Genomic DNA, 25,935 nt, shown 5'->3' on the forward strand with positions numbered 1-25,935 from the left:
AGTGTGATGACCGGCGGTGCACGGGTGCCGTGGCACGACTCTGCACCGCGGTCGGCAGTCGGCGCGGGGAGCCACTTATCGAGTGGAGGGGTTCGGCGATGGCCCATTCGCGACCATCCCAGCCACCGCGCCAACTGCAGACCGCCACGCGCAGCGCACAATCCGCCGAGGACGCTCCCGAACACCAGAGGCGCCCTCGCCAGTTCAGCTCAATGGCCTGCACTGGTCGAGCCAATGAGCGGACGCGGACTTCACGCGATGTCTCGCCGCGGTGACCCCCCCGACTCCGGGCCGCAATGGGGCCGCGTCCGCCCCGCCGAACTCACGACCGCGATCTCGGCCGGCGACCCTGTGGTCAAGCGCCGCGGTGATCGTCGGTCTGGCGATGGTGCTGTTGATGGGTCTCCAGTTCCTGCAGGCGTCGATAGCGAAGTCACTCTCAGCAGCCGCGACCTGGAATGGCAACTACACGGATGTCGTGGCCTCCCTTCTGTGGACACTCGGCGACACCACCGAGCCGGGCTTCGCTCACGCAGCACTGGCCGGCGCCCTCATGCTGCTCGGCGGATACGCCGCGCACCGCGGTCATGTGCAGGAGAGCCGCCGGGCCGGGTTCCCCGTCTCGTCCGGCACCGGATTGTTCCCTTGGGCGCTGGGCAGCGCAGCTGTGGGGTTGGTGTTCAGCAACTTGGCGTGGGGCTGGACGATCGCCGCGTCCGGAATCTGGCAGCCCACGTTCGTCCCATTCGCCTCGGTGCCAGCCGCGGTCGTGCTGATCTACGGTGGCGGTACGCCGGTGTTGCTCACCGGTGCCGTACTAGGCGCGAGCCTGACCACACCGATCGCACTTGCAGTCGTGAATTTCGGCTGTCGTCCGTTGGGACTGCCCAACGTCATCGGTGCCACCACGGGGATGTGGGTCAGTGCGCTCATCGCCTTCGCACTGTGTCGTCATTTTCCGTGGATGCCCGTACGGCTGATCGCCGTGCCCCGCTGCCATTCGAGGTCACCACACACATTCGAAGACACTGCGCCGCAGGGGCCGAAGTGGTTGGCTCGCCGCATACTCGCCGATTTCACCGAGGCGCAGTTCATCGGAAACGAATGGGCGGGCGCTGCACTCCTTTTGGGCACCGTGCTTTCGTTTCTCCTATCCCCCGCATTGGCCAGCGGTGCCGGCGAGCTGCTGCCGCGGGTGCTGGCCGTGCAGATCATGACTTCTGCGCTTTCGGTAACGCTGTGGCACCGACAGTGGGCCAAGTACGGCTGGTACCCCAGCTTCGTCCCGGTGGTCTCCATCGCTCCGGCAACCGTCCTCATGTGGGGCGGCTCGCTGCAGTCCATCGTGGTCGGCGCGGTCCTCGGCGCATTGGTCGGACCGCCGCTGGCAGCAGCGATCGCCCGTCGACTGCCCGCAGACTTCCATCCGTTCATCGGCAACGTCGTCGCGATGACCACTGGGACGACACTGGTCGCGACGGTACTGATTGTGGGGCGATGCCTCGTGTGAGCTTGATCCGGTGGAGCACATGGCGCACCAGGACGCTGGGCCGGGGCGGATGGTTCGACGGTCGGTGGCCACCGAGAATCACCCGAGGGTGCCGGCTCAGGGCGCAGGTGGGTTTTTTCATTGACGACACGATCGCACCCGGACCGATAGAGGAGTGCCGATGTCACCGTGCGCCCGAGCGAGCACACCTACACAGGGCCGCCTGCGCCCATCCGCAGCGGCTGCGCCATCGTCGCCACCGCACGTGGCGTCTCTACCCGGTTGTGTCGTTGAACGGCTGCGGCGGCGGTCTTTTCGACTGAGACCGACAACATGGCTGAATCTCGGTCCACCTCACGACTCGGACGACGACCCAGCGCTGTCGGGGCTGAACCCTCGCATGATGGTGTCCAGGTGGCGTTCCCAGCGCCGCCTGCCGCGGTGCGCCGGGTCGATCCGTTCGGATTGCACGACCCCGCGCAACGCCCACACGGCGATGGTGATGTCGTCCGGCGTCAGGTCGGCGCGCACCGCCCCGGCGGTCTGAGCTCGAGTGAGGAGCTCGGCTGCCCGGCGGCGCAGTTCCTTCACCAGGTCGCGGGGTGCGAGATCGCCCCAAACCGGAGCCGACAGCCCCGACTTCTCCGCCAGTTCGACCCCGACGGTCCGCAGAAAGAGCTCCACACCGTCTTCCGCGGGTGCCTGCTCCGCGATCTCGGCGGCATCGATGAGGCGCTGAAAGAACGCCGAGAGGACCTCCCGGACCAGAGCGTCCTTGTTGGCGAACCGGCGGTACAGCGTGGCCGGACCCACCCCGGCGGCCGCAGCAACGTCGTCGAGCGTTGCCGTTGGTCCCCGTTGGGCGAAGACCTCTTCGGCCGCGGCGATAAGTCTCTCCCGGTTGTTCGTGGCATCACGGCGCACACGCACCCCTCCCTGACTGGGCACGCACGGGAATAGAGTGTCCGCCAACCCGTTCCACACTATATGATAGTTTCACTCTCAGTTATTGTCCCAGCGGCCAGCCCGCAGGGGAAGCATCTTCTGTTCTCATGACGGACGCGTGGGGCTGCAACCCACTGCACCGCCGCCACCCTCGCCGGTCCACCCATCCGCAGATATGGAGAGAACGACATGAGCAAGGTCTGGTTCATCACGGGATCCTCACGGGGATTCGGCCGCGCACTGGTACGGGCAGCACTCGGCGCCGGTGACACCATCGCCGCCACCGCCCGACGCCCCGAGCAGCTCGACGATCTGGTGGCCGAGTACGGGGAACGCATCATCGCGTTGCCGCTGGACGTCACCGACGCCGCTGCCGTGGCATCCGCCGTCGATGCCGCCCGAGAGCACTTCGGTCGCATCGACGTCGTGGTCAACAACGCCGGCTACGCTAACGTCGCGCCCATCGAAACCGGCGACGAGGCGGACTTCCGCGCTCAGTTCGAGACGAACTTCTGGGGTGTCTACCACGTCTCGAAAGCCGCCATCCCGGTGCTGCGCGCACAGGGGGGCGGATTGATCATCCAGTTCTCCTCGATGGGTGGCCGGGTCGGCGGGTCCGCCGGCATCGCGTCGTATCAGGCGGCCAAGTTCGCCCTCGACGGGTTCTCCAGGGTGCTGCAGACCGAGACCGCGCCGTTCGGGATCAGGGTGCTGGTGGTGGAGCCGAGCGGCTTCGCCACCGACTGGGCGGGCTCGTCGATGCAGATCGCCAACGTTCCCGACGCTTACGCCGAGACGGTGGGGGCGATGAACGAGCGGCGCCGTTCGGAGGCGATCAGCGCGGGCGACCCCGCGCGCGCCGCGGCGATCCTGGTCGGGTTGTCCCGCCGGGACGACCTGCCGTATCACCTGCCGCTGGGGGTGAACGCCGTGGAGGGGTCGATCCGTCAGGACGAGTTCCTGCTCGCCGAGGACCGCAAGTGGGCGGACGTCGGCCGGTCCGCGGATTTCTCGCAGCCCTATCCGGTCGACTACCCCGCCTGACCAGGTGGGGGCCGGCTCGACGGTGGGCGGGTGTCGGAGCTGGGGTGCGCGTACGAGCTCGCCGCGGGAATCGGTGCGCGCAGCACCGGAGTCGGTCGCTGACGATCATCTCTGCGATGGCACACGTCGCGCATGTCGACCGTCACGGTGCGTCGTCGCCGACGGCGACAGTCAGCGGCAACACACGCGAGCTGCTACTGTGTATACACTATCAATCGTAGGCCGGGCCGCTTGCGGTGACGGCTCGTTCGGAGGAATCGACATGCCGGTTCGCGTTGACGCGGCGCTCGACGATCTGGTGATTCCCGCCCTCGAGAATCCCCGTGAGACAAGCGCGCAGTTGCACACCCACCTGCGTCGCCTCATCAACGACGGCGCCATTGCGCCGGGCACCGAATTGAACCAGGCCGACCTGGCGCGTCGCTTCAACGTCAGTCGCATTCCGATGCGGGAGGCTTTCCGCATGTTGCAGCAGGAGGGGTTGATCGACGTTGCGCTCAATCAGCGTGCGGTTGTTCGGGCGTTGGACGCCGGTGAGGTCGATCAGCTCTACGGCGTGAGGATCTCGCTGGAAGCGCTTGGGGCTCGGATCACGGCGGGGCACTTGACCGACACGGAGGTCGCAGAGGCGAAGGAGTGCCTTCGGCGGATGCGTAGAACCAAGCGCGCAGCCGACATGACCGAATGGGTTACGGCGCACAGGCGGTTCCACACTCTGTGTACCGCGCGAGCCGGCGCACCGTTAGCGGGAATCATCCTGTCCTATTCCGAACGCACGGAACGATACGTGCGTTTCGGTCAGCAGGCGCACGCGGACGCCTTCGCCGTCGCAGAGGCCGAGCACGAGCAGATACTCGGCGCGCTGGTCGCCGGTGCGGCGGACACAGCAGGTGCGCTGATGGCTCGCCATCTCGCGCACACCGCCACAACCGTGTTGGCTGATCTCGACGACGGGTTCGAGGCACTCACGGTGGCGGAGTCACTGAAGATGTGCGCTGGCGGCTCCGTCTAAGCCCCGCGACCTACCTCGCTCACGAGAAGACCAGGCCTCCGTCGACGATCAGTGTCTGGCCGGTGATGAAGCCGCTGGCCGGGGAACACAGGAACGTGATGGACCCGGTGAGGTCAGACGGTGTCATCGCACGGGGGATGGCGCGTTGGCGTTCCAGCGTCGGAAAGTACGACGTGTCGTTGAGTGCCGCTGAGGATTCGTTGTCGACGAGTCCGGGTGCAACGGCATTGACGGTGATTCCGTCGCGTCCGACCTCCTTGGCGATGGACCGTGTCATCGCGATGACGGCACCCTTGGACGCGGTGTAGTGCGCGAAGAACGGAACGCCGGCGTGCACGGTGGCCGAGGCGATGTTGACGACGCGGCCATAGTCCTGCGCCTTCATCACCGGATACACCGCGGCGGTGGCCAACCACACGCCTTTGGCGTTGACGGCCATCACCCGGTCCCACTCGTCGACGGGGATGTCCGCGAAATGCCGCTTGGCGCCGAGGCTTTCGTAAATGGCGGCGTTGTTGACCAGGGCATCGATCCGCCCGTACCTGTCGACCGTCGCCTCGGCGAGGGACCGCACCGAGTCCGGGTCGACGACGTCGGTGCGGTGAAAAACCGCTTCCCCGCCGCGTTCGCCAAGTGTGGCCGCTAGCGCTGCGCCGTCGTCTGCGAGCACGTCGGCCACGACGACTCTGGCGCACCGGCCGGCTAGGTGGGACACCAGGTCGGCTCCGATGCCTCGGGCGCCGCCGGTGACGATGATGACCGATCCGGTGACGGAGTCCTGGTCGTGGGGATTCGTCATCGGGGTCACCGCGCCGCGTCGGGTAGGGAGAAGCCGGCCACCTGCCGATAGCGCGCCGCGATGCCGTCCAGCTCTGCCGCCGTGATGACGTCGTCGATGTGGCCGAACGGTGTGTCGCCGGTGCGTTCCCAGACCTCTTTGAGGATCGCGTCCGGTGGCGTGGCGCGGTTGGTCAACACCACGGCCGACGTCTTGGGTCTGCGGTCGGCTTCATAGGCCAACAGCGCACTGGGGATGTCCTTCTCGGACTGCAGCGCGCGGCGCAGGGATTGCGCGTCGAGGATGGCCTGCCCGGCACCGTTGGAGCCTCGCGGCACCATGGGGTGAGCCGCGTCGCCGAGCAGCGTCGCCCGTCCTACGGTCCACGACTCCAGGGGATCCTGGTCCACCATGGGGTATTCGAGCACCGTATCGGCACCGCGCAGCAGGGCCGGCACGTCCAGCCAGTCGAACGCCCAGTCCGCGAAGGCGGGGGCGAAGTCGGCGGGGTCACCCGGCTTCCCCCAGTCGCGGTCACCGGAATAGGGGCGCTCGATCTCGGCGACCCAGTTGATCAGTTGGGTGCCATCGGGGTTGTCGCGGATCGGATAGATGACGAGCTTGCCGTCGCGCAACCAGCCGGCGCGCACCATGGTCGCTCCGGAGAGGAACGGTTGACCGACCGTCGTTCCGCGCCACATCAGTACGCCGGAGTAGCGCGGTGCGCCCTCGTCGGGATGGAACTGTTTGCGGATCGCCGAATGCACGCCATCGCAACCGATCACGGCACTTCCGGTGACGGGCTCCCGTGGCTGACCGGTCGCCACCGACCGGAACCGAGCGGTCACATCGGAGCCGTCCTGCTCGATGCCGAGGCACTGATGGTCCCCGACGATGGCGTCGGCGCCCAATCGTTCCCTGACGATCTCAGCCAGTGTCAGCTGCAGGTGTCCGCGATGGATCGACAACTGCGGTGTGGGATAGCTTGCGTACCGGCCGGCGGGCTCGGTGTAGATGTGCTGACCGAACCGGTTGTAGAACGAGGACTCCCGCGTTTCGACGGCGATGGCCTCCAGCCGTTCCAATGCGCCGAGTTCGGCGAGCACCGCAGTGGCGTGCGGCAGGATGTTGATGCCCACCCCCAGGGGGCGCAGTTCAGGTGCCGCCTCGTAGATGCGGCACGGGATACCCGCGGCGTGCAGCTCCAAGGCCAGTGTCAGGCCGCCGATTCCGGCTCCGATGATGGTGATGGGCTTTGTGGACGTGGTCATGGCTGCGCCTTCTTCGGATGGGGTGTGTTGGCGTGCATGTCGATTCGGTCGGCGAGGATCTGCACTTCGGTGGACTCGTCGAGCGCGATCTCGCCGTGACCGCGGCCGATGCCGCTCTGCTTGAAACCCCCGAAGGGCATAGAGGGGTCCGATGCGCCGACGCGGTGGATGTTGACGAAGACCGAACCCGCCTGGATGCGCCTCCCGACCTGGAAGGCGTGCTCGGCGTCGTCGGACCAGACCGAGGCTGCGAGCCCGTACTCGCTGTCGTTGGCCAGGGCGATGGCCTCGTCCTCGGTGTCGAAGCCGAGGATGGGCACCACGGGACCGAACTGTTCCTGTTGCACCAGTGGCGATTGCTGGTCCAGTCCGGTTACGACGGTGGGCCGGAGGAAGTAGCCGTCGTCGGGGTCGCACCTGCGAAACTGCCCGACTTCGGTGACTCGGGCGCCCTCGCGACGGCTCGCCTCGATCAGGTCGGTCACGGTCTGGTGTTGCTGGGCGTTGTTGACCGGTCCCATCCTGACCGCGGGATCGAGTCCGTCTCCGACGATCAGCGTGTCGGTCGCGGCGGTGAAGGCTTCGGTGAATTCGTCGAACAGGTCGCGGTGCACGTACAGCCGTTTGGGTGCGTAGCACACCTGTCCGCTGCTGGTGAAGGCCCCGCGCACCAGCTCGTCGACTAATTGCGGTGTGACGGTGGCGCTGTCGAGAACGATGGCGGGGTCGTTGCCGCCCAGCTCCAGGCTCAGGTTCTTGAGGTTGACGCTGGCGTCGCGCATGATGGCGCGGCCGGTGGCGGTGCTCCCGGTGAAGCTGACCTTGCGTATGCACGGGTGGGTGGTCAGTGCGGCTCCGACGTCCTGACCGGAACCGGCGACGACGTTGAGCACACCGGGTTCGAGGGCCGCGGCGAGCCGGCGCAGCACCAGGGCCAGCGCCAGCGGCGAGTTGTCGGGCAGTTTGACCACGACGGTGTTGCCGGCCATCAGCGCCGGCGCGATCATCAGTGTTGCGAGGAGCACGGGGTAGTTCCACGGCACGATGACGGCGACCACTCCCATGGCGGCCCGGCGTTCGACGATGCGGCCCCGGTGGTCCTCGGTGATCGATTCCCGAGACGCGTAGTCGGCCAGTCCGGCGTAGTAGCGCAGAGTTCGCGCCGTGTTGGCGATCTCGGCGCTCGCGTCGGCGAGGATCTTGCCGTGCTCGCGGGTGAGCAACGTGGACAGGGCCGTGAGGTCGGTGTCGATGGCGTCGGCGGTCACCGTGAGGGCGGCGGCTCGGTCGTGCGCTGGCCGTGCCGACCAGTCGGCGAACGCGGCGGCGGCCGCGGCCACCGCGGCGTCGACCGTCGTGCGGTCTCCGGTGGCGTAGCCGCCGACGCTCTGGGTGAGCCGGGCCGGATTGCGGACTTCGGTGATCGGGCCGTCGACGTCGTGTCCGTCGATCAGCAGCGGGATCGTGACCGTGGCGGCCTGGTCGACGGCGGTCATGAGACGTCGATCGTCAGGACCGGCGTCTCGCCGGCCGCCGCGGATGCCGAGGACCGGGTGACCCGTGAGACGCAACAGCACATTCTGCGGTTGGCCTCACGCTGACGGGCGCTGTAGAAGACGTCGCGGTGATCGACGACGCCGTCCACCCCGAGCAACTTCACCTCGCACAGGCCGCACTCCCCCTTGCGGCAGTCCGACATCATGTCGACGCCGGCGCCTTCGAGGGCCTGCAGCATCGACTGATGCGTCGTCACACGGGTTTCCACCTGCAGGCGCGGGATGCGCACGATGAACTCCTCTGCCTCGAACCACCCGCTGTTGCCGAAGGTTTCGTAGCGCAGGTTCGAGGCGGGCAGGTCGGCGTCGGCCCAGCTCCGCCGGACGGCGTCCATCAACCGGATCGGGCCGCACATGTACAGCTCGGTGTCGTGGTCGACGGTGCTGACCAGCTCAGCGGTGTCGAGGGAGGTGCCTTCGTCGTCCACGTGGACGACGAGCCTGTCGCCGTGGCGTTCCTGTAGCGCGGACAGGTAGGCCATCGCCTGCCGTGAGCGCCCGACGTACACGAGAGAGTAGTCGGCGCCCAGGTGTTGCAGCACTCGCGCCATCTCGGCGACCGCCGTGATCCCGATGCCGCCGGCGAGGAGCAGGTAGCTCGGTGCGCCGACGCGCAGTGGGAAGTTCTGCAGCGGTTGGGTCAGCTCGATGGAGGCGCCCACCGTCAGCGAGTGCATGAGGACCGATCCGCCGCGGGAGTTCGGCGCCCGCAGAACGCTGATGGCCAGTCGCCTGCCGCCGTCGTGGGATTCGATCACCGAGTAGGACCGGGTGTCGCGGCGTCCGTCGAGGTGGACGGCGACGTCGATGTGCGAACCGGGTTGAGCGGGAACCGGATTCGGGACGTCGATGACGATTCGGCGAATGCCGGTGGCGATGTCGCGCGTTTCGACGACGGTGCCGACTTGCCAGACTTCCCTGTTGGTGGTAGCCATGGGTCGACCCGTCAGTTCTGCGGGTGGAGGCGTCCTTCGGCCTCCAGTTGGCGGGTGAGCAGCCGGCGAATCCACATGCCGCCTGCGTCGATGTTGAGGTTGTAGAACTCGTAGTCGGGGTTGGCGTCGATGGCCTTCTGCTGGGCTTGCAGCATGGCGGTGTCCTCGGTGAACACATGCCGGATGCCGTCGCGGATCTGCGTTGTCAGCAGCTGGCTGTCGGTCAGGTAGTTGCGCATCCACGCCCAGTGGTAGCGGCACGTGGTGTCGGTCTCGGGGGTGATGGTGTTCATCACGTAGCCGTTGATGCCCTGGCTTCGATCCCCCTGCGGCGCTCCGGTACCGGTCTTGGCGACGCCGACGTCGATGCAGATGGTCGACGGGTACTGGTAGTGGATGATCTGCCAGCGGTCGACGTTGCCCTCGAAGCCGGGGAACTTGTTGCGCATCTGAGCCCGCATGAACGGCACCGGGGGGACGTCGATCATCCACCTGGTGAGCGTGACGCTGCGACCGTCGTGCACGACGTCGAACTCCGAGGTGCTGATGTTCTCGCCTCCGATGCTGCTGGTGTGCAGGAACTCCTCGTGGGTGAGGTCCATCAGGTTGTCGAGGACGAGCTGGAAGTTGCATTGCAGCGCAATGGTTTCCCCGTCACCGGCCCACTCGTCCATCTGGTGCATGTCGGGTACGTCGTCGGGCTTGGCGAGGTAGGGATCGCCCAGCCAGACCCACACGAATCGATGCCGTTCCACCACGGGGTAGGACGGCACGGTGGCGCTGGGGTTGAGCACCTCCTGGGCGGGCATGGACGTGCAGCGGCCGGCGGAGTTGTACACGATGCCGTGGTACGGGCAGCGAATGCCGTCGCGGCCGACGAGCTTGCCCAAGGACAGGGGCGCCAGACGATGCCAGCAGGCGTCGGCCAGCGCCACCGCCCGACCGTCCTCCGTCCGGTAGAGCACCAGCGGAGTTCCGTTGACGCGCAGCGCGGTTGGGGTGCGGCCGACCTCACGGTCCCAGGCGGCGGCATACCAGCCGTTACCCGGTGCGGGTTGCGTCTTGATGGTGGTGGAGCTGCGCGATTCGACCGTGGTCATGGTCTGAGCCTTCCGATTCGGGGGTCCAGCCGATGTGGGCCGGATCACGTCCGCCCCAAAGAGTATACACATTAGCGCGATCGCACAAGGGCCGTGACCAATCGGGATCCGGGCCCGCCAAAGTGTAGACACATTGGCGTGAGGTGGGTTACGGTGTCCTGCATCACAACCTCGCCCGAGCGGCGCGCCGCACCGGACCGACCCTATGAACCCAGGAGCCACCATGATCGACATCAGCCGCACGATCCCCCTCGACGACGGCCTGCAACCCGCTCTGACCGTGGACGACGTGTGGGCCGGGCTCGTCGAAAAGGCCGAGAACCCCCTGCCTTACGTCAAGGCGATCAGTGCGTGCACGGTCGTCGACCGCTTCGAGGGCGGTCTGGTCCGCGACATCGAGCACGTGGGTCCCGTCCGCGAAGTCGTCACCTTCTATCCGAAGAAGCTGGTGCACTTCGTCCGGACCCACGGCAGCGCGCGCGGAACGATCGACAACGAGATCTGCATCGACGAGGCGGGCAACGACGTCCTCAAGTTCAGCTTCCGACTCGTCGTCGACGGGATCGCCGAGGGCAGCGCCGAGGAAGCGGCATTCGGCGAGCAGATGCAGTCCGACTACCTCGACGCCGTCCACACCACCCTGCAGGCCGTGCGCGAGCGCATCGTCAACGCCGACACGTCGGTCCTGAGCTAGGCGGTGGACGCCATGACGGTACCGACAGCGGCGAAGGTCTTCGCGATCGTCGACGCGATGGACCTGCAGTCCCTCGGCGACCTGTTCACCGAACGCGGATCGCTGGTCTTCGCCAATCGGCCGGCCCTCGTCGGCGCGGACGAGATACGCCACGGCGTGGGATGTTTCTACGACACCATCGCCGGGTTGCAGCACACCATCGTCAACGAATGGACGGTCGGCGCGGACACCGTCATCGAACTGAGCGTCACCTACCGCCGTCACGACGGCGGCGAGGTCACCATCCCGGTCGCCACCATGTGGCACGTCGACCCCTCGGGCAAGATCGACAACTACCGGGTGTACTTCGACCTGGCGCCGGTCTATGCCTGACTACCCCGAACTCGCGGGCAAGGTCGCCGTGGTCACCGGCGGCGCCAACGGCATCGGCCGAGCCTGTGTCAGCGCCTTAGTCGCACAGGGCGTGTCGGTCGTCATCGCCGATCGTGACGCGGCGGCGGGAGCCGCCACGCTCGACGACCTGCCCGCCGGCGCCAAGGCGCGCTTCGTCGCCACCGACGTAGCCGACGCCGATTCGGTGGCCGCGATGGTCGGCGTCGCGGTGGACGCCTTCGGCGGGTTGGACATCGCCTTCAACAACGCCGGCGTCGAGGCCGCCGGCCGGGCCGTCGCCGACATGACCGACCAGGACTGGCACCGCGTCATCGACGTGAACCTGACCGGAGTGTGGCAGTGTATGCGCGCGGAGCTGCCCGCGCTGCTCGCCCGCGGTGGCGGATCCATCGTGAACACCGCCTCGGCGCTGGGACAGGTCGCCCTACCCCGGCAGGCGTCCTACGTCGCATCCAAGCACGGCGTCATCGGACTGACCAAGGCCGCCGCACTGGAGTACTCGGCTCTGGGCGTACGGATCAACGCGGTCTGCCCCGGAGTGGTGCAGACGGCCATGATCGACGAAGTCGCCGCCGCCAACCCCGACTTCATGTCCGACATGTACCGCGCACATCCGATCGGCCGTATCGCCGCCGTCGACGAGATCGTCGCGGGCGTGCTGTGGCTCAGTTCGTCCGCGTCGGCGTTCGTCACGGGAACCGCACTGAGCATCGACGGCGGATACACCGCCGCATGACCAAGGAGAACCGAAAATGAGCGACATCGAGGGCTTCGACGGCAGGGTCGCCATGGTGACCGGCGCCGCCCGCGGCATCGGCGCCGCGTCGGCCCGCGCCCTCGCCGATGCCGGCGCGGCGGTGGCCATCTGCGACGTCCTCGACGCAGACGGCGCGCAGACCGCGGCCGAGATCACCGCCACCGGCGGGTCGGCCGTCTACCTCCACACCGACGTCTCCAACGCCGAGTCGGTGCAATCCACGGTCACCCGGATCGTCGAGCACTTCGGGCGCCTCGACTTCGCCCACAACAACGCCGGAGTGTTCAGCCCGGCCCCGACCGCGGACCTTGACGTCGAACAGTGGCGGTGGGTCATCGACGTCAACCTCACCGGCGTCTTCCTGTGCATGAAGTACCAGCTCCCGCACATCGTGAGAAACACCGGCGCAGTGGTCAACACGGCGTCGGTGTGGTCACAGGCCGGCGCGGCCACCCAGGCGGCCTACAGCGCCAGCAAGCACGGCGTGGTCGGCCTCACCCGCACCGCCGCCCTGGACTACGGTGCCACCGGCGTCCGCATCAACGCCATCGCTCCCGGTCCGATCGCCACCGCTATGACCGCCTCAGTGCCCAGCGCCGTCATGGACGCAGTCGTCGGCCGCACGGCCGCGGCTCGCTACGGCACACCCGAGGAGGTCGGCAACGCCGTGGTCTGGCTGTGCTCGCCGGCCTCCTCCTACGTCAACGGCGCGGTCCTGCCCGTTGACGGCGGCTGGCTGGCCGGATGACGACACCGGCCACCACACGACCCCCTCGATCCCACCGACAACAGGAGAACCGACCATGACCGAAACCCCCTGGGCGCTGGCGCAGTACCGCACCGCCCGCGGCATCGAGACCGGCATCTACAGCGACGACCGGCTTTTCGCCGCGCCGCACACCCTCGGCGGGCTCGCCGTGATGGATCTGCTGGCGCAATGGGATCGCTGGGCAGAAGAGCTGCAGAACCTGGACCTCACTGAGCTGACACCGGTCACCGACGCCGCCCTGGTGGCACCCGTCACCTATCCGAGCAAGGTGATCTGCGCCGGCGCGAACTACTACGATCACGCCGACGAGATGGGAGTCGATCGACCCGACCCCACCGCCGAGCCCTTCTTCTTCCTCAAGACGCCGACGACGACCGTCGTCGGGCCCAGCTGCGAGGTTCCCATCTTCGACGACGGGCGCTCCCAGGTCGACTGGGAAGCCGAACTCGGCGTCGTCATCGGTCGCCGGTGCGCCGACGTGGCGCCCGAGGACGCCGCCGAGCTCATCGCCGGCTACCTCGTCGCCAACGACGTCTCCGACCGCGGTGTCTTCCACCGAAACGGCTCGGTGGCAGCGCCGTTCGAGTGGGATTGGCTCGGGCACAAGAGTCAGGACGGCTTCTGCCCGCTGGGTCCGGGGCTGGTCCCGGCGTGGCTGGTGCCCGACCCGCAGGCGCTGAAGATCCGCCTCGACGTCAACGGCGTGGTCAAGCAGGACTCCGACACCTCGCAGATGGTGGTGGACGTGCATCGGCTGATCGCCGCGGCCAGTGGGGTGTTCACCCTCGAGCCCGGTGACGTCATCCTCACCGGCACGCCCGCCGGCGTCGGCATGCCCCGCAAGGACTTCCTGCGCCCCGACGACGTCGTCACCGTGGAGATCGAGGGCATCGGCCGCATCTCGAACAAGGTCGTCGCCAAATGACGACCCCCGCGGCCACCACCACGCAGGGGTGGCCGCGTCCGGGTCCGGTCCCCACCACGATGCGGGCGGTGGCGTTCCACGAGTTCGGCGGACCCGAGGTTCTGCGCGTCGACGCGGTGCCCACCCCCCATCCGGGCCCCGGTCACGTGCTCATCCGCATCGCCGCCGTGAGCGTCGGGCGCCTGCTCGACCTCGTCGCACGCTCCGGCCGCCACCCCTACGCGACGTTCACCTTCCCCCACGTACTGGGCGCCGAGCACGCCGGGATCGTCGCAGCCGTCGGCGACGGTGTCACCGATTTCCACGTCGGTGACCGGGTGGCAACCTTTCCCGTGCTGACCGACCCCGACTGCCCCATGGTCGCCGCGGGGTACGCCGAACTCTCCCCCACCGCCCGCATCATCGGGACCCACCTGTCGGGCGCGTACGCCGACTACATCGCCGTGCCCGCCATCAACGTCTCGCCGGTGCCCGCCGAGATGACCCCGGCCGACGCCGTAGCGCTGGCCCTGGCCGGCGTGGTGGCGATGAACCAGTTCACCCGCGCGGGACTCGTTGCGGGACAACGCGTCGTCGTGCAAGGAGCGTCCTCGGCGCTCGGGTCCACCACGGCGCTGCTCGCTCGACATCTCGGCGCCCGAGTGATCGTCACCTCACGCGACGAGTCCAAACGCGCCCGCCTGGCCGAACTGGGATTCGACGCCGTCCTCAAGGCCTCCACGGCGACCTTCGCCGACGACGTCCGAGACGTGTTCGACGGCCAGGGCGCCGACATCGTGGTCGACAACCTGGGCGACCCCGTGGTGTGGACGCACGGAATGGACGCTCTGGCCACCGGCGGCGCCATGGTGTCGTCCGGGGCGTTCCTCGGCAGGACCGTACCGGTCGATCTGCAGCGGCTCTACTCGCTCGGACAACGGGTCATCGGCGTGCGCTCGGGCAACCTCATCGCCGCCCGGCGGCTGTGGGCCGAAGCCGCCGCGGGTTTCCGCAGCGTGGTCGACCGCACCTTCGCACTCACCGACGCGGCGAGGGCACACGAGTACGTCGAGGCCAGTGCCAACGTCGGCCGCGTCGCCCTACTGACCGAACCTGACGCGTGAGCGCCACCAACCTCCAAGAAGGGACCCCCCATGAGTGAAACATCAACGACCCCAGTCGAGCCCGCCGCCCCGGTGTCCAAGCTGGGCTATGTCACCTTCGACACGCCCGACGTGGAACGGATGACGTGGTACTACACCCAGGTGCTCGACCTGGAGGTGGTCGAACAGGCGCACGACTACGCCTACCTCACCACCGGCGCGGATCACCACTGCGTGGTGATCCGCAAGACCGACGAGGCCAAACCCCGCTCGGCGGTCGGCTACGAGGTGTGGGGACCACTCGGCGACGCCCACCGCAGACTCAAGGACGCCGGCTACGACGTCGAACGCCGATCCGACGTCGCACCGGGAACGCCGGACGTCCTGGTCATGGCCGAACCCTCCACCGACGCCGAACTGCACCTGTTCGAGAATCAAACGCCCAGCGGTGTCGACGGCCGGGCCACACTTCGCCCGACCAAGCTCGGTCACGTCGCCGCCTTCACCACCGAACTCGAACGGCTGCAGGGCTTCTACCAGGACCTGCTGGGTTTCAGGTGGTCCGACACCATCGGCGACTTCTTCGTCTTCCTGCGTTGCAACGCCGACCACCACGCCGCCAACTTCCTGCGCAGCATCAACAGGACGGGCATGCACCACATCGCCTACGAGATGCGTGACCCCAACCACCTGATCACGATGGTCGACCACTTGGCCAAGAACGACTTTCGGCTGCACTGGGGCCCCGGCCGCCACGGACCCGGCCACAACATGTTCACCTACCACCGCGACCCGGACGGCAACACGATCGAACTGTTCACCCAACTGGACCTCATCCACGACGAGTCCAAGGGGTACTTCGAGCCCCGCCCGTGGCACGAGAGCTATCCGCAGTACCCCCGGACCTGGGAGGTGGACATCGCCACCATCAACATGTGGGGTCCGGTCACCGAGTCGGAGCTGGAACGGTGAGCACCGAAACCCAGGTCGACAGTCCGGAGCTGGACCGACTGTACAGCGATTTCGCCGCCGAACACCTCAACCCGCTGTGGACCCAACTCGGTGATCTGATGCCGCTGGCACCGGCACCGAAAGCTGTTCCCTTCGTGTGGAAGTGGTCGACCCTGTACCCCCTGGCCCAACGCGCGGGCGATCTCGTCCCCGTCGGTCGCGGCGGTGAGCGACGCGCGATCGCGCTGGCCAACCCCGGCCTGGGCGGCCTGCCGTATGCGTCCCCGACACTGTGGGCCGCCATCCAGTACCTCGGCCCCAAGGAGACCGCGCCCGAGCATCGGCACAGTCAGAACGCATTCCGCTTCGTCGTCGAAGGTGATGGAGTCTGGACCGTGGTCAACGGAGACCCCGTCGCGATGCGCCGAGGCGATCTGCTCCTCACCCCCGGTTGGGCCTTCCACGGCCACCACAACGAGACCGACCACCCGATGGCCTGGATCGACGGTCTGGACATCCCGTTCGTCAACTACACCGACACCGGGTTCTTCGAGTTCGGCTCCGACGGCGTCACCGACGAATCCACCCCCGACATCTCGCGGGCTGAGCGCCTGTGGTCACACCCCGGTCTGCGGCCCCTCGTCGGCCTCGGCCGCAAGACCACCACACCCATCACCGCCTACCGGTGGGAACACACCGACGCCGCACTGCGCGAACAGCTCGCGCTCGAAGACGAAGGCTACGCCGCCACCACCGAACCCGGCCACGCAGCAGTGCGTTTCACCAACCCCACCACCGGCGGTGACATCATGGCGACCATCCGGGCAGAGTTCCACCGCCTGCGCGCCGGCACCCGCACACGGGCACGGCGCGACGTCGGGTCCACGGTCTACCAGGTCTTCGACGGCTCCGGACGTTTCCACCTTGCAGACCACCCGACCGAGGTCGGCGTCGGCGACCTCGTCGTCGTCCCGTCCTGGACGGAATGGTCCATCGAAGCCGACACCGACCTCGACGTGTTCGCCTTCTCCGATGCCCCCATCGTCGAACGGCTGCACTTCGACCGCAGCCACATCAGCCAAGGAGCCTGACCATGAGACTCGCCACCCTCAGAACACCCACCGCGACCACGGCCGTCCGCATCGACGATCCCAGCACCGCCACAACCATCGACGGCTTCCCCGACCTGTCGGCGCTGCTGAGCAATCCGAACTGGGAGGCCCTGGCCCGTGACGCGGCCGGCGCCACGGTAGACCTGACCGGTGCCGACTACGCCCCCGTGCTACCACGGCCCGGCAAGATCATCTGCGTCGGACTGAACTACGCCACCCACATCGCCGAGATGGGCCGCGACCTCCCGCAATACCCCACCCTGTTCGCGAAGTTCGCCGAAGCGCTCACCGGCCCGTACGACGACGTCGTCGTCCCCGGATACGCGGCAGCCGAACTCGACTGGGAAGCCGAACTGGCGGTCGTCATCGGAGCCCGGGCCTACCAGGTCGCCGAGACGGACGCCGACGCCTACATCGCGGGGTACTCGGCGATCAACGACTACACGATGCGGGACTACCAATACCGCACCCTGCAATGGGACCAGGGCAAGACCTTCGAGAAGACCAGCGGATTCGGCCCGCACCTGGTCACCGACTACACCCTGGGAACCCGCATCGAGGCACGCCTGGAAGGCGAAGTCATGCAGAGCGCCCGGACCGACGACCTGGTTTTCGGTCCGACGAAGCTCGTCGAGTACATCAGCCACATCGTCACCCTGCAGCCCGGTGACGTCATCGTCACCGGCACCACCGGCGGCGTCGGCCATGCCCGCAAACCCGCGCGCTACATCCAGAACGGGGAAACCGTCGAGGTGAGCATCGACGGAATCGGCACTGTTCGCAACACCACCATCATCAAGTAAGCGCCGATGACATTTCACGCACTCACACTCCCCGAACGACTCCTCATCGCACGCCGGGGCACCTCCTACCTGTCCCAACGCATCGCCGAGCTGACCGACGCCGATTTCGACGACGCCACTCTTCTCCACGGATGGACCCGACGACACCTGATCGCCCACACCGCCTACAACGCGGTGGCCCTGTGCCGTCTGCTCGACTGGGCGGCAACCGGCGAGGAAACCCCGATGTACGCATCCGCCGAGCAGCGCAGTCGCGAGATCGCCGAAGGAGCCACTCTCAACGCAGGCGCCCTGCGAAACCTATTCGCGCACAGCTGCGCCCGACTGGACGAGAAGTGGCGCCACCTCCCGAGCACCGCCTGGAAGGAAACCGTGCGCACCGCCCAGGGCCGACAGGTGCCCGCAGAGGAGACGGTGTGGATGCGCACACGCGAAGTGTGGATTCACGCCGTCGACCTGGACAACGGCGGCCGGTTCGGGGATTTCCCAGCCCCTGTCCTCGAATCGCTGCTGACCGACATCGTGGGGACGTGGCGCACCAGGGGCGACGGCGCGAATCTGGTCCTCGCGGTCGACTGCCGCGAACCCATCCCGGTAGGCGACACCACTGCGGCGCCGACGACCATCACCGGCACGCTGCCCGCCGTGGTCCGCTGGGCCGCGGGACGCGGCGCCATCGGCGTTCAGTCGGAAGGCTCGCCGCCTCACGTCGTTCCCACGGCACCACGCTGGCTGTGAACCGAGCGATCCGCCCGCGGTCACGATGGGACGAGAACTTTGCGACTCGCCGATATCGGCGCGGGCGGGAGAATTGATGCGTCCACGACACCCGGAACGGCGTCGTGCGCCCCGCCTGCGCGACCGACCCCAACACTGCGGATAACGCAACCGTTGGATACCTCGCCGGCCCGACGGTCCTAAGGCGGCGTTGTCCGGTGGCGCCGGTCGCGACGATGTCACAGCGACCCTGGGTCACGAATCGCGCCCGTTGACCAGTGATCTTGGCGACCCAGTGCACAACGCTGTCGGAAGATACGATGACGGGACCCGAGACGGCGAGGAGGGATCGTTGGGCACCGTGCCACACGACCCGTCGCCAACCTCCGCCGTGGCCGACGGCTCCGAACGGAAGGGGCAGCGGACTCGCCGGCGAATACTCGAGGCCGCCCGCGGGGTCTTTGCCGAGGTCGGCTACGAACGCGCCACGATCCGCGGTATCGCCGAGGCGGCGGACGTCGACAAGTCCTCGATCAACAAGTACTTCGGGACCAAACGTGCACTGTTCATCGAGGCCGTTCACTGGGACATTCCGATCGTCGAAATGACCACGGCCAGCAGCGCCACGACCGCTGAGAACTACGCGCGGTCCATGCTTACTGCGTGGGCTTCCGATCCGAACAGTCCGATGGCGGTGTTGCTGCGTACTAGCATGACTAGCGAAGATGCAGCGGAGATACTTCGCGGGCACATCACCTCGCACGCCATCGACGTCATCGCCGCAAGCATCGATTCGCCGGACGCGCGGCTTCGCGCGGCTTTGGCCGGCGCCGCGATGATGGGCATTGCCACGCAGCGATTCATCCTGCGTATGCCTGATCTCGTCACCGCCGACGTGGACGCAATTCTTCGGCTCGTTGTTCCCCTTCTCACCTCATTACTCGACGTCGACTAACTAACCGGGCGACACCGGCGCAGACGAGGAAGCATCGGCCGCCAGGGGCCCAGTGCGGGGCCGATGCGGCGCGATGCTCGCATCAGCTCCGCGCCCACGCCCCTTGGCGTACAACACTTCTTGCCCAGACCTTGCTTGTGGCCCATCCAGACCGCCAGGGGTGGCTTCGGACTGGCCAGGAGAAGGGGACCGAGCCCGCACGGCGAGGTCGGATTTCCTTGCCGCGCCGCAGATGACACCGGCCCGCTAGCCGCGCCCTACTCCAGAAAAGTAGACAACCGTTGGAAAATCGGGCACAGTGTTCCGCGTCGGTCGGGCCGCCGTTCACCTACATCAGACGGGATGACTCCGTGACAGAAGCGCACATGGATTAGGAGAGCATCTACCAACGGGATGTATTGCCGCCGTGGAGCATAGGGGCCCCTCAGCCGGAGCTCGCCGCGTTGATCGATCAGGGCGAGGTTCGGGGGGACGTCCTCGACGCCGGGTGTAGCCACGCCGAACTGTCAATGGCATTGGCCGCACGTGGCTACACCGTCGTCGGCCTCGACGCCAGCGGCACCGCGATCGCCGCGGCTACCAGGGCCGCGGCCGAACGCGGCTTCACCACTGCGTCCTTCGCCCGAGCCGACGTCACCGACTTCGCGGGCTACGACGAACGCTTCACCACGGTAATGGACAGCGGTTTGCTGCACGCCCTGCCCGCGGACCGTCGGCGACGGTACATGCAGTCGATCCACCGGGCTGCTGCCCCCGGCGCCGCACTGTACGTCCTCGCCGCCGCCCGGCGGCCAGGAGCCGCCGACCAACCAGGCCCCCACAGCTTCACCGAGGACGAACTGCGCGACACCGTCGCCACACTGTGGACCGTGGACTGGGTGCGGTCGGCCGCGCTCTACGCCAACGGTCTCGACGGAAGCCGGGTCGCCGGCGCCGACAGCACCGCGGACGGTCACGTGAAGCTGCCGCGACTTCTTCTCGCCGCACACAAGTCGTAGCCCAGGCGAGTCACCACGGCGGCCGTCTCCCACAGCCGAGAACCCGAACTGCGGCCTCGGCTGTGACACGGTCTGCTCGGTCAGTCGTGGTGACGCCAGGCAGTGCGGGGGCACGATCGGTCAGTCACGATCGGCCTTATCGTCTGCTCTGCGCAACCGCGGCACGTACCGCGGGCACGATTTCCTCGGCGAAACGCCTGGTCTGCGTGAGGTCGTCGTCGGGGGCGCCGAAGATGAACGTGTCCATGCCGGTGTCGACGGCCAGCGTTGCCAACTCGTCGGTCCACTGTGAGACCGTTCCTCTGAACGGGTCGCCGGACTCTCGCTCGGTGATCTCGCCGAAGACGTTGTACGCGCGGATGATTGACGCCGGGTCGCGCCCGGCGTCGGCCGCGCCGCGGTCGATCTGCTCGTTCATGCCGGGCAGTGCCTCCGGCGGGAAATACGAGTTCGACGGCAGCCAGCCGTCGGCGTGCCCACCGAGGTACCGCAGAAGCTTGGGCCCACCCACACCGAGCCAGATCTGCATGTCGTGGGCGGGCTGGGGTCCGGGGTGCACGCCGTGCAGTCCATAGATCTCCCCGGCGTACTTGACCGACCGCTCGCCCGACCACATGAGCCGGGTCACCTCCACCGCGTCGCGCAGCGCCTGGGCGGCCTCGCCCGGCGTCCGCCGCGGCCCGCCCATGGCAACGATCGCGTCCCAGAATGCTCCCGCGCCCAGGGCCAACTCCACCCGCCCGCCGGAGATGACGTCCAGGCTCGCCGCCGTCTTGGCCAGGACCGCCGGGTTGTGCAGCGGAAGGTTCGCAACGTCGGGTACCACCCGTACCCGCTCGGTGCGGGCCAGCAGGGTGGCGATGAACGCCCACGCCTCGAAGAAGTGCTTCTGGTAGGGATGGTCCTGTACGCCGATGAAATCCAGCTGTTCATCGGCGATCTCGGCAATGGCATAGCTGTTGGCGAGCAGGTCCGGACTCGGAGTCACGAACACCCCGAATTGCAGTTCTCGTCCGTAGTCGGTCATGTCTGGTCCTTTCACTCATCTTCGTCTCTGCGGGCCACGGGATCGTGACCTCGCGCTGCGCGTCACGGTGCGCGTCTTGCGACCGTTGATCGCGCCGGCACCGACGTTCACTCATCGGCCTGATCGTCGGCGACGCGGATCAGCGCCCTGCCGGCCGCGGCGCCTGCCTCCACGGCCAGGTGCGCCTCGACGGTCCGCGCGAGCGGAACCACCAGACCGATCCTGGGTCGAAGACCCCCGTCGCGCAGACAGGCGCCGATGTCGGAGACGGCGGCCGCCTTTCCCTGCGCAGGCACCGTGTACACGTAGACGAAGCGCACCGCGGCGTTGGCGACCATCGCCCGCACCATCGGGAGACGGACCTCGTCCGACGGGGACGCGGTGGCGTAGGCGCTGATGACACCGCCGTCGGCCAGTGCGGCGAGATCGACATCCAGATTCTCGTTGAGGGCGACGTCGACGATGCGATCGGCTCCGCGGCCTCCGAGCGCCGTTCGCAGGTTCGCCGTGTCCATACTTGCGGTGACCAGTACCGACTCGGCGCCGGCCCGCCGGGCGGCATCCACCTGCTCGGCCCGGCGCACCGTCGCAACCACTTCGGCGCCCCTCCAGGTCGCGAGCTGGATGGCTGCGGTGCCCACGGCCCCTGCTCCCCCGTGCACCAGAACACGCCGACCTTCGAGCCCCCCGTCGGCGAACAGACATCGGTGCGCGGTCATCGCCGGCACCCCCAGAGTGGCACCAACCTCGAACGAGACCCCCTCGGGCAGTGGCACGGCGTTCTGCGCGGGCACGGCCACGTACACCGCGGCCGTGCCTGCCGCCCTGCCCGTCTGAGCCTCGTAGATCCACACCCGCTGGCCGATGCGCTCGGGCGTGACGCCCGCGCCGACCGCCTCGACGACTCCCGCGCCGTCCTGGTGCGGGACGACCCGCGCGTACCGCATGGGCCCCGTGAACCCGGTCCGATTCTTGACATCACTCGGGTTGACTGCCGAGACGTGCACGCGGACGAGCACCTCGCCTGCGCCGGCTCGGGGACGAGGCAGATCGCCGAACCGCAGGACATCCCCTGCCGGGCCCTGACTGTCGTAGTAGATGGCGCGCACGCCACTCCCCTCTCCCTATCCGGTGTTCTGAAACGGCTCCGCGACAGCGCCTTCGTCGACCCACCATTTCCGGTGGTCACCGCAAACGCGCTGCCCGATTGAGCCGTTCACTGATCTCAGGACACGCGATGCTCACACGCCGAGCTGCGCGGGGATGGCGGCCATGTCGGCCAGGTCCCACACGTCGGCGAACAGGCCGTTCTCCACCCGGTAGACGGTGAACTGCGCGATCGCCACGCGGCGATTCGTCGCCGACACACCGAGATAGGTGCCGCGGTGGGTACCGGTGACGGTGAAGTGCAGCGAGACGAGGGCTCCGTCGATCGCGAGATTGCGCACGTCCCAATGCCAGTCCGGGAACGCGGCGAAGATCGGAGCGAACTGCGCCGCCACGGTATCGCGCTCAATCGCAATGTCGTTGACCCGAATCGCCGGTCCGTAGAAGGTCGTCATCCGGTCGAGGTCATGAGCGTTGCACGCGTCCAGATACGCGCTGTACAACTCTTCGAGCTCGGCGCGCGTGCTCATCGACCGTCTCCTTTCCGCTGCCGGAGCGCGAACGGATCCGGCATCACCGCATCCACCCGCCCGCGACGTCGAGGGTGGAGCCGGTGATGTACGACGCCTGCTGCGACAACAGGAAACAGACTGCATCGGCGATCTCCTCGGGCCGCGCGAGCCGGCCCAGGGCGTTCATCGAACGAGTCACGTCGTGCGGCGCAACGTCCGCCAGGGCCGGATGGACGTAGTCGGCTCCGTTCTCGGCGGCCATGTCGGTGGCCGTTCCACCGGGAGCGACGGCGTTGATGGCGATGCCCGCCTCGGCCAGTTCCGGTGCCAGGTTGAGCGCCATCGCGGACACCGCGGCCTTACTGGCGGCGTACAGCGTGTGGTGATGCACGGCGATACGGGCACTGACCGACGAGGTCAACACGATGCGACCTCCCGCGGGCATCACTGCCGCCGCGGCCTGCACCGCGAACAACTGGCCGCCGACGTTGGTGCGGAACACCTTCTCGAAATCGTCGAACGTGATGTCGGCCAGCGGGGCGAAGTGTTCGACGCCGGCATTGCTGGCCAGTAGATGCAGGGCACCGAACTCCTCGACGACGTGGGCGACCACATCGGCGATTTGAGCCGGGTCGGTCACGTCCCCACCGAACGCCTCGGCGCGGTGCCCGCGTGAGCGCAGGTCCTCGACGAGTTCCTGGGCGGCGCCGGCGTTGGAGCGGTAGTTGACCGCGACCGTGGCGCCGGCGTCGGCCAGTCGAGCCGCTATCGCGGCGCCGATGCCTCGGCTGCCGCCGGTTACCAGCGCGACGCGGCCGTCGAATGTCGAACTCATATCAGTCTCCTCAGATTTCGATGTCAGGCCGTCGGTACCGCGTCGAGCGCGGGGTAGTCGGTGTAGCCGTGCTCGTCGCCCCCGTAGAAGGTGGCGCGGTCGGGAGTGTTGAGCGGAGCACCTTCGGCGAGGCGGCGAGGCAGGTCGGGGTTGGCCAGGAACGCCGCCCCGAATGCGACCAGGTCGGCGGTGCCGTCCTCGACCAGGCCGACCTCGCCGGGACCGGTGATACTTCCGGGAGTTGCCGGGTTGAGGATGAACGTCCCGCCAAAGCGACGGCGCAGCTCGTTGGTGAAGTCGCGATCACCCACTTCCATGACATGCAGATAGGCCAGGTTCTTCGACGCCAGGCCGTCCACCAGGGCGCGGTACGTGTCGTGATAGTCGTCCTCGTGAATGTCGTTGAGCGGGTTGGCCGGTGAGATGCGCAGACCGACGCGGTCGGCGCCGATGGCGGCCGTCACGGCGTCGACGACGCGCAGTGTCAAGCGGATGCGATTGTCTACTGATCCACCCCACCGGTCGGTGCGCAGATTGGCGTTGGTGGACAGGAACTGATGCAGCAGATACCCGTTGGCTCCGTGCACCTCCACGCCGTCGAACCCGGCGGCAACGGCGTTGCGCGCCGCCTGGGCGAAGTCGAGCACCGTTTGAGTGATCTGCTCCTCGTCGAGTTCTTCGGGAACCACGTAGGGCTGCATGCCGTCGAGGGTGAACACCTCACCTGCCGCAGCGACCGGTGACGGCCCGACGGGTACCCTGCCCGCAGGGAGCAGGCTCGGATGGCCGATGCGGCCGGTGTGCATCAGCTGGGCGAAGATCACACCGCCGTTGGCGTGCACCGCGTCGGTGACCACCCTCCACGCCTGGACCTGTTCGTCGGAGTGCAGGCCGGGGGTGTTCGGATACCCCTGGCCGATCACCGACGGCTGCGTGCCCTCGGTGATGATCAGTCCGGCGCCCGCCCGTTGGCCGTAGTACTCGGCCATGCTCGGGGTCGGGGTCGCGCCGGGACCGTAGGCGCGGCTCCGCGTCATCGGCGACATGACGATCCGGTTCTTCAGTTCGACGCCCCCCACCGCGATGGGGTCGAAAACAGTGCTCATAGCCATTCCCTCTGTCTTGGATGTCGGTCAGGCCACGGGCTCGTGACCTCGTACTCACCGTCGGCTCGGTAATGCCGCCCGGTTACCTGTCCGAACAGGTATCAGCGCGCATTCATTCCCTACCGCCCGCCGCAGTACGTTTCAGCGGTTTTATGGGACGCATCTGTGCAGCGTTTGCTTGACGTCGAAGTAACCTGCCTGAACATGGAACGCGCGTCCCGCCCAGGCGACCCGATTGACGCACCCCTCGATTCCAGCGTCCCCATCCCTGCGGCCGCGCAGAGCGGCCCCATCAGCCACGCCATCTTCCGCGTGGCGCGGTTGCATCGGATGATCGCCGGACACCTGTTGCGCGAGGTGGGACTGCACCCCGGACAGGAGATCGTGATGATGCACCTGTGGCAGGCGGGGCCTCAACGCCAAGCCGACCTCGTGCGCGTGCTCGACTCGGACGCCGCCACCATGGCCAGGACGGTTCGCCGCCTGGAGACCGCCGGTTTCGTGCGCCGCGTCCCCACTCCGGCCGACAAACGGGCCTGGCTGATCGAACCCACCCCCGCGAGCATCGGTCTACGCACGCGAGTTGAGGGCATCTGGGCCCAGCTCGAAGACGCCGCCGTCGGCGGGTTGGGGGCTGCGGATCGCCGGACCATCGAGGAGGATCTCTTGACGTTGGAGACACGACTGAGCCGCGCCGCACACGGCCTGGGGCGCTAGACATCGACCGCACCGGGGCGCGGACCCGTCACACGCCTGCGTCACCGTCGGCGACGCGGATCGACACCCCGCCTGCCGCCGTGCCCGGCTCCGTGGCGAGCTGGGGCATCGGTCGCGGAGACGCTGCTGCGGCGGGCGCAGACGCCGAAGGTGAGGGCATGGCCGGAGCCTACGAAGCGGCACCGAATCCGCCCCGCCGACGAGGCGAAACGCAACCAGAATTAGGTGGTTTTCACCGAGCCGCAGACCTCTCGGTGCGATCTCCATCGAGTGAGACCCCCTGGTAGAGTTTGGGCTCGTGCGCACGGCGGTCCCACCGGGAGCCGGGCGTGGACCGCGCTTCGG

Annotated in this window: 28 protein-coding genes; 16 read left to right on the forward strand and 12 right to left on the reverse strand. The window is 67.7% G+C overall.

Features of this window, described 5'->3' with window-relative positions; translation table 11 throughout:
- Positions 1–367 precede the first annotated feature (367 nt).
- A complete protein-coding gene (locus AC30CM_RS20080) occupies positions 368–1,510 on the forward strand; it encodes a hypothetical protein (RefSeq protein WP_490118669.1) in 1,143 nt (380 codons plus the stop codon).
- A 333-nt stretch (positions 1,511–1,843) separates the two neighbouring features.
- On the opposite strand, the gene AC30CM_RS20085 is transcribed toward AC30CM_RS20080, so the two are convergent.
- Positions 1,844–2,413, reverse strand: coding sequence for a TetR/AcrR family transcriptional regulator (locus AC30CM_RS20085; RefSeq protein WP_490118670.1), 570 nt, complete (start codon positions 2,411–2,413; stop codon positions 1,844–1,846).
- Between the two features lie 210 nt (positions 2,414–2,623).
- Here AC30CM_RS20085 and AC30CM_RS20090 point away from each other — a divergent pair, with 210 nt between their 5' ends.
- Positions 2,624–3,478: an SDR family NAD(P)-dependent oxidoreductase gene (locus AC30CM_RS20090; protein ID WP_490118671.1), complete on the forward strand. Its 855-nt coding sequence runs from the start codon at positions 2,624–2,626 to the stop codon at positions 3,476–3,478.
- A gap of 262 nt (positions 3,479–3,740) precedes the next feature.
- Positions 3,741–4,490, forward strand: a complete 750-nt coding sequence (locus tag AC30CM_RS20095; protein WP_490118672.1) for a GntR family transcriptional regulator — start codon at positions 3,741–3,743, stop codon at positions 4,488–4,490.
- A 19-nt stretch (positions 4,491–4,509) separates the two neighbouring features.
- Here AC30CM_RS20095 and AC30CM_RS20100 read toward each other — a convergent pair whose 3' ends face one another.
- The 5 genes from AC30CM_RS20100 to AC30CM_RS20120 are packed head-to-tail and all read right to left on the reverse strand — an operon-like array spanning position 4,510 to position 10,130.
- Positions 4,510–5,289: an SDR family NAD(P)-dependent oxidoreductase gene (locus tag AC30CM_RS20100; protein ID WP_490118673.1), complete on the reverse strand. Its 780-nt coding sequence runs from the start codon at positions 5,287–5,289 to the stop codon at positions 4,510–4,512.
- A 5-nt stretch (positions 5,290–5,294) separates the two neighbouring features.
- Positions 5,295–6,539: a flavin-dependent oxidoreductase gene (locus AC30CM_RS20105; protein WP_490118674.1), complete on the reverse strand. Its 1,245-nt coding sequence runs from the start codon at positions 6,537–6,539 to the stop codon at positions 5,295–5,297.
- Positions 6,536–8,035 (reverse strand): aldehyde dehydrogenase family protein, encoded by a 1,500-nt coding sequence (locus AC30CM_RS20110; protein ID WP_490118675.1) that lies wholly within the window; start codon positions 8,033–8,035, stop codon positions 6,536–6,538. Before AC30CM_RS20110 ends, AC30CM_RS20105 begins: the two co-directional genes overlap by 4 nt.
- On the reverse strand, positions 8,032–9,030 hold the full coding sequence (locus AC30CM_RS20115; protein WP_490118676.1) for a PDR/VanB family oxidoreductase: 999 nt from the start codon (positions 9,028–9,030) through the stop codon (positions 8,032–8,034). The genes AC30CM_RS20110 and AC30CM_RS20115 overlap by 4 nt, the downstream gene beginning before the upstream one ends.
- Before the next feature lie 11 nt (positions 9,031–9,041).
- On the reverse strand, positions 9,042–10,130 hold the full coding sequence (locus tag AC30CM_RS20120; RefSeq protein WP_490118677.1) for an aromatic ring-hydroxylating dioxygenase subunit alpha: 1,089 nt from the start codon (positions 10,128–10,130) through the stop codon (positions 9,042–9,044).
- 223 nt (positions 10,131–10,353) lie between these two features.
- Between AC30CM_RS20120 and AC30CM_RS20125 the strand changes: the two genes are divergently transcribed.
- The 12 genes from AC30CM_RS20125 to AC30CM_RS20180 all read left to right on the forward strand — a co-directional run bounded on the left by AC30CM_RS20125 (position 10,354) and on the right by AC30CM_RS20180 (position 20,286).
- On the forward strand, positions 10,354–10,824 hold the full coding sequence (locus AC30CM_RS20125; RefSeq protein ID WP_490118678.1) for an SRPBCC family protein: 471 nt from the start codon (positions 10,354–10,356) through the stop codon (positions 10,822–10,824).
- A 12-nt stretch (positions 10,825–10,836) separates the two neighbouring features.
- A complete protein-coding gene (locus AC30CM_RS20130) occupies positions 10,837–11,196 on the forward strand; it encodes a nuclear transport factor 2 family protein (protein WP_490118679.1) in 360 nt (119 codons plus the stop codon).
- Entirely contained in the window at positions 11,189–11,953 is a 765-nt protein-coding gene (locus AC30CM_RS20135; RefSeq protein WP_490118680.1) for an SDR family oxidoreductase, read from the forward strand. The genes AC30CM_RS20130 and AC30CM_RS20135 overlap by 8 nt, the downstream gene beginning before the upstream one ends.
- 16 nt (positions 11,954–11,969) lie before the next feature.
- Entirely contained in the window at positions 11,970–12,722 is a 753-nt protein-coding gene (locus tag AC30CM_RS20140) for an SDR family NAD(P)-dependent oxidoreductase (RefSeq protein ID WP_490118681.1), read from the forward strand.
- Positions 12,723–12,777: 55 nt separating this feature from the next.
- Positions 12,778–13,668, forward strand: coding sequence for a fumarylacetoacetate hydrolase family protein (locus AC30CM_RS20145; protein WP_490118682.1), 891 nt, complete (start codon positions 12,778–12,780; stop codon positions 13,666–13,668).
- Complete coding sequence (locus AC30CM_RS20150) at positions 13,665–14,771, forward strand: quinone oxidoreductase family protein (protein ID WP_490118683.1); 1,107 nt, start codon at positions 13,665–13,667, stop codon at positions 14,769–14,771. The genes AC30CM_RS20145 and AC30CM_RS20150 overlap by 4 nt, the downstream gene beginning before the upstream one ends.
- 30 nt (positions 14,772–14,801) lie before the next feature.
- Positions 14,802–15,722, forward strand: a complete 921-nt coding sequence (locus AC30CM_RS20155) for a VOC family protein (protein ID WP_490118684.1) — start codon at positions 14,802–14,804, stop codon at positions 15,720–15,722.
- Positions 15,719–16,792, forward strand: a complete 1,074-nt coding sequence (locus AC30CM_RS20160) for a cupin domain-containing protein (RefSeq protein ID WP_490118685.1) — start codon at positions 15,719–15,721, stop codon at positions 16,790–16,792. The genes AC30CM_RS20155 and AC30CM_RS20160 overlap by 4 nt, the downstream gene beginning before the upstream one ends.
- A 2-nt stretch (positions 16,793–16,794) precedes the next feature.
- A complete protein-coding gene (locus AC30CM_RS20165) occupies positions 16,795–17,616 on the forward strand; it encodes a fumarylacetoacetate hydrolase family protein (RefSeq protein WP_490118686.1) in 822 nt (273 codons plus the stop codon).
- 6 nt (positions 17,617–17,622) lie between these two features.
- Positions 17,623–18,354: a maleylpyruvate isomerase family mycothiol-dependent enzyme gene (locus tag AC30CM_RS20170; RefSeq protein WP_490118687.1), complete on the forward strand. Its 732-nt coding sequence runs from the start codon at positions 17,623–17,625 to the stop codon at positions 18,352–18,354.
- A gap of 340 nt (positions 18,355–18,694) precedes the next feature.
- Entirely contained in the window at positions 18,695–19,288 is a 594-nt protein-coding gene (locus tag AC30CM_RS20175) for a TetR/AcrR family transcriptional regulator (RefSeq protein ID WP_490118699.1), read from the forward strand.
- A 380-nt stretch (positions 19,289–19,668) separates the two neighbouring features.
- Complete coding sequence (locus AC30CM_RS20180; RefSeq protein WP_490118700.1) at positions 19,669–20,286, forward strand: class I SAM-dependent methyltransferase; 618 nt, start codon at positions 19,669–19,671, stop codon at positions 20,284–20,286.
- Positions 20,287–20,422: 136 nt separating this feature from the next.
- On the opposite strand, the gene AC30CM_RS20185 is transcribed toward AC30CM_RS20180, so the two are convergent.
- From AC30CM_RS20185 to AC30CM_RS20205, 5 genes are all read right to left on the reverse strand, one after another.
- Complete coding sequence (locus AC30CM_RS20185; protein WP_490118688.1) at positions 20,423–21,313, reverse strand: LLM class flavin-dependent oxidoreductase; 891 nt, start codon at positions 21,311–21,313, stop codon at positions 20,423–20,425.
- 107 nt (positions 21,314–21,420) lie between these two features.
- On the reverse strand, positions 21,421–22,422 hold the full coding sequence (locus AC30CM_RS20190; protein WP_490118689.1) for an NADPH:quinone reductase: 1,002 nt from the start codon (positions 22,420–22,422) through the stop codon (positions 21,421–21,423).
- A gap of 132 nt (positions 22,423–22,554) precedes the next feature.
- Positions 22,555–22,950, reverse strand: a complete 396-nt coding sequence (locus AC30CM_RS20195; protein WP_490118690.1) for an ester cyclase — start codon at positions 22,948–22,950, stop codon at positions 22,555–22,557.
- Positions 22,951–22,993: 43 nt separating this feature from the next.
- Complete coding sequence (locus AC30CM_RS20200) at positions 22,994–23,767, reverse strand: SDR family NAD(P)-dependent oxidoreductase (RefSeq protein WP_490118691.1); 774 nt, start codon at positions 23,765–23,767, stop codon at positions 22,994–22,996.
- A gap of 23 nt (positions 23,768–23,790) precedes the next feature.
- On the reverse strand, positions 23,791–24,873 hold the full coding sequence (locus AC30CM_RS20205) for an alkene reductase (protein ID WP_490118692.1): 1,083 nt from the start codon (positions 24,871–24,873) through the stop codon (positions 23,791–23,793).
- 204 nt (positions 24,874–25,077) lie between these two features.
- Here AC30CM_RS20205 and AC30CM_RS20210 point away from each other — a divergent pair, with 204 nt between their 5' ends.
- A complete protein-coding gene (locus tag AC30CM_RS20210; protein WP_490118693.1) occupies positions 25,078–25,590 on the forward strand; it encodes a MarR family winged helix-turn-helix transcriptional regulator in 513 nt (170 codons plus the stop codon).
- A 28-nt stretch (positions 25,591–25,618) separates the two neighbouring features.
- Here AC30CM_RS20210 and AC30CM_RS20215 read toward each other — a convergent pair whose 3' ends face one another.
- Entirely contained in the window at positions 25,619–25,750 is a 132-nt protein-coding gene (locus AC30CM_RS20215) for a hypothetical protein (protein ID WP_490118694.1), read from the reverse strand.
- Positions 25,751–25,935: the final 185 nt, after the last annotated feature.

Source organism: Mycobacterium sp. DHQP2018-32-09, assembly GCF_058148405.1.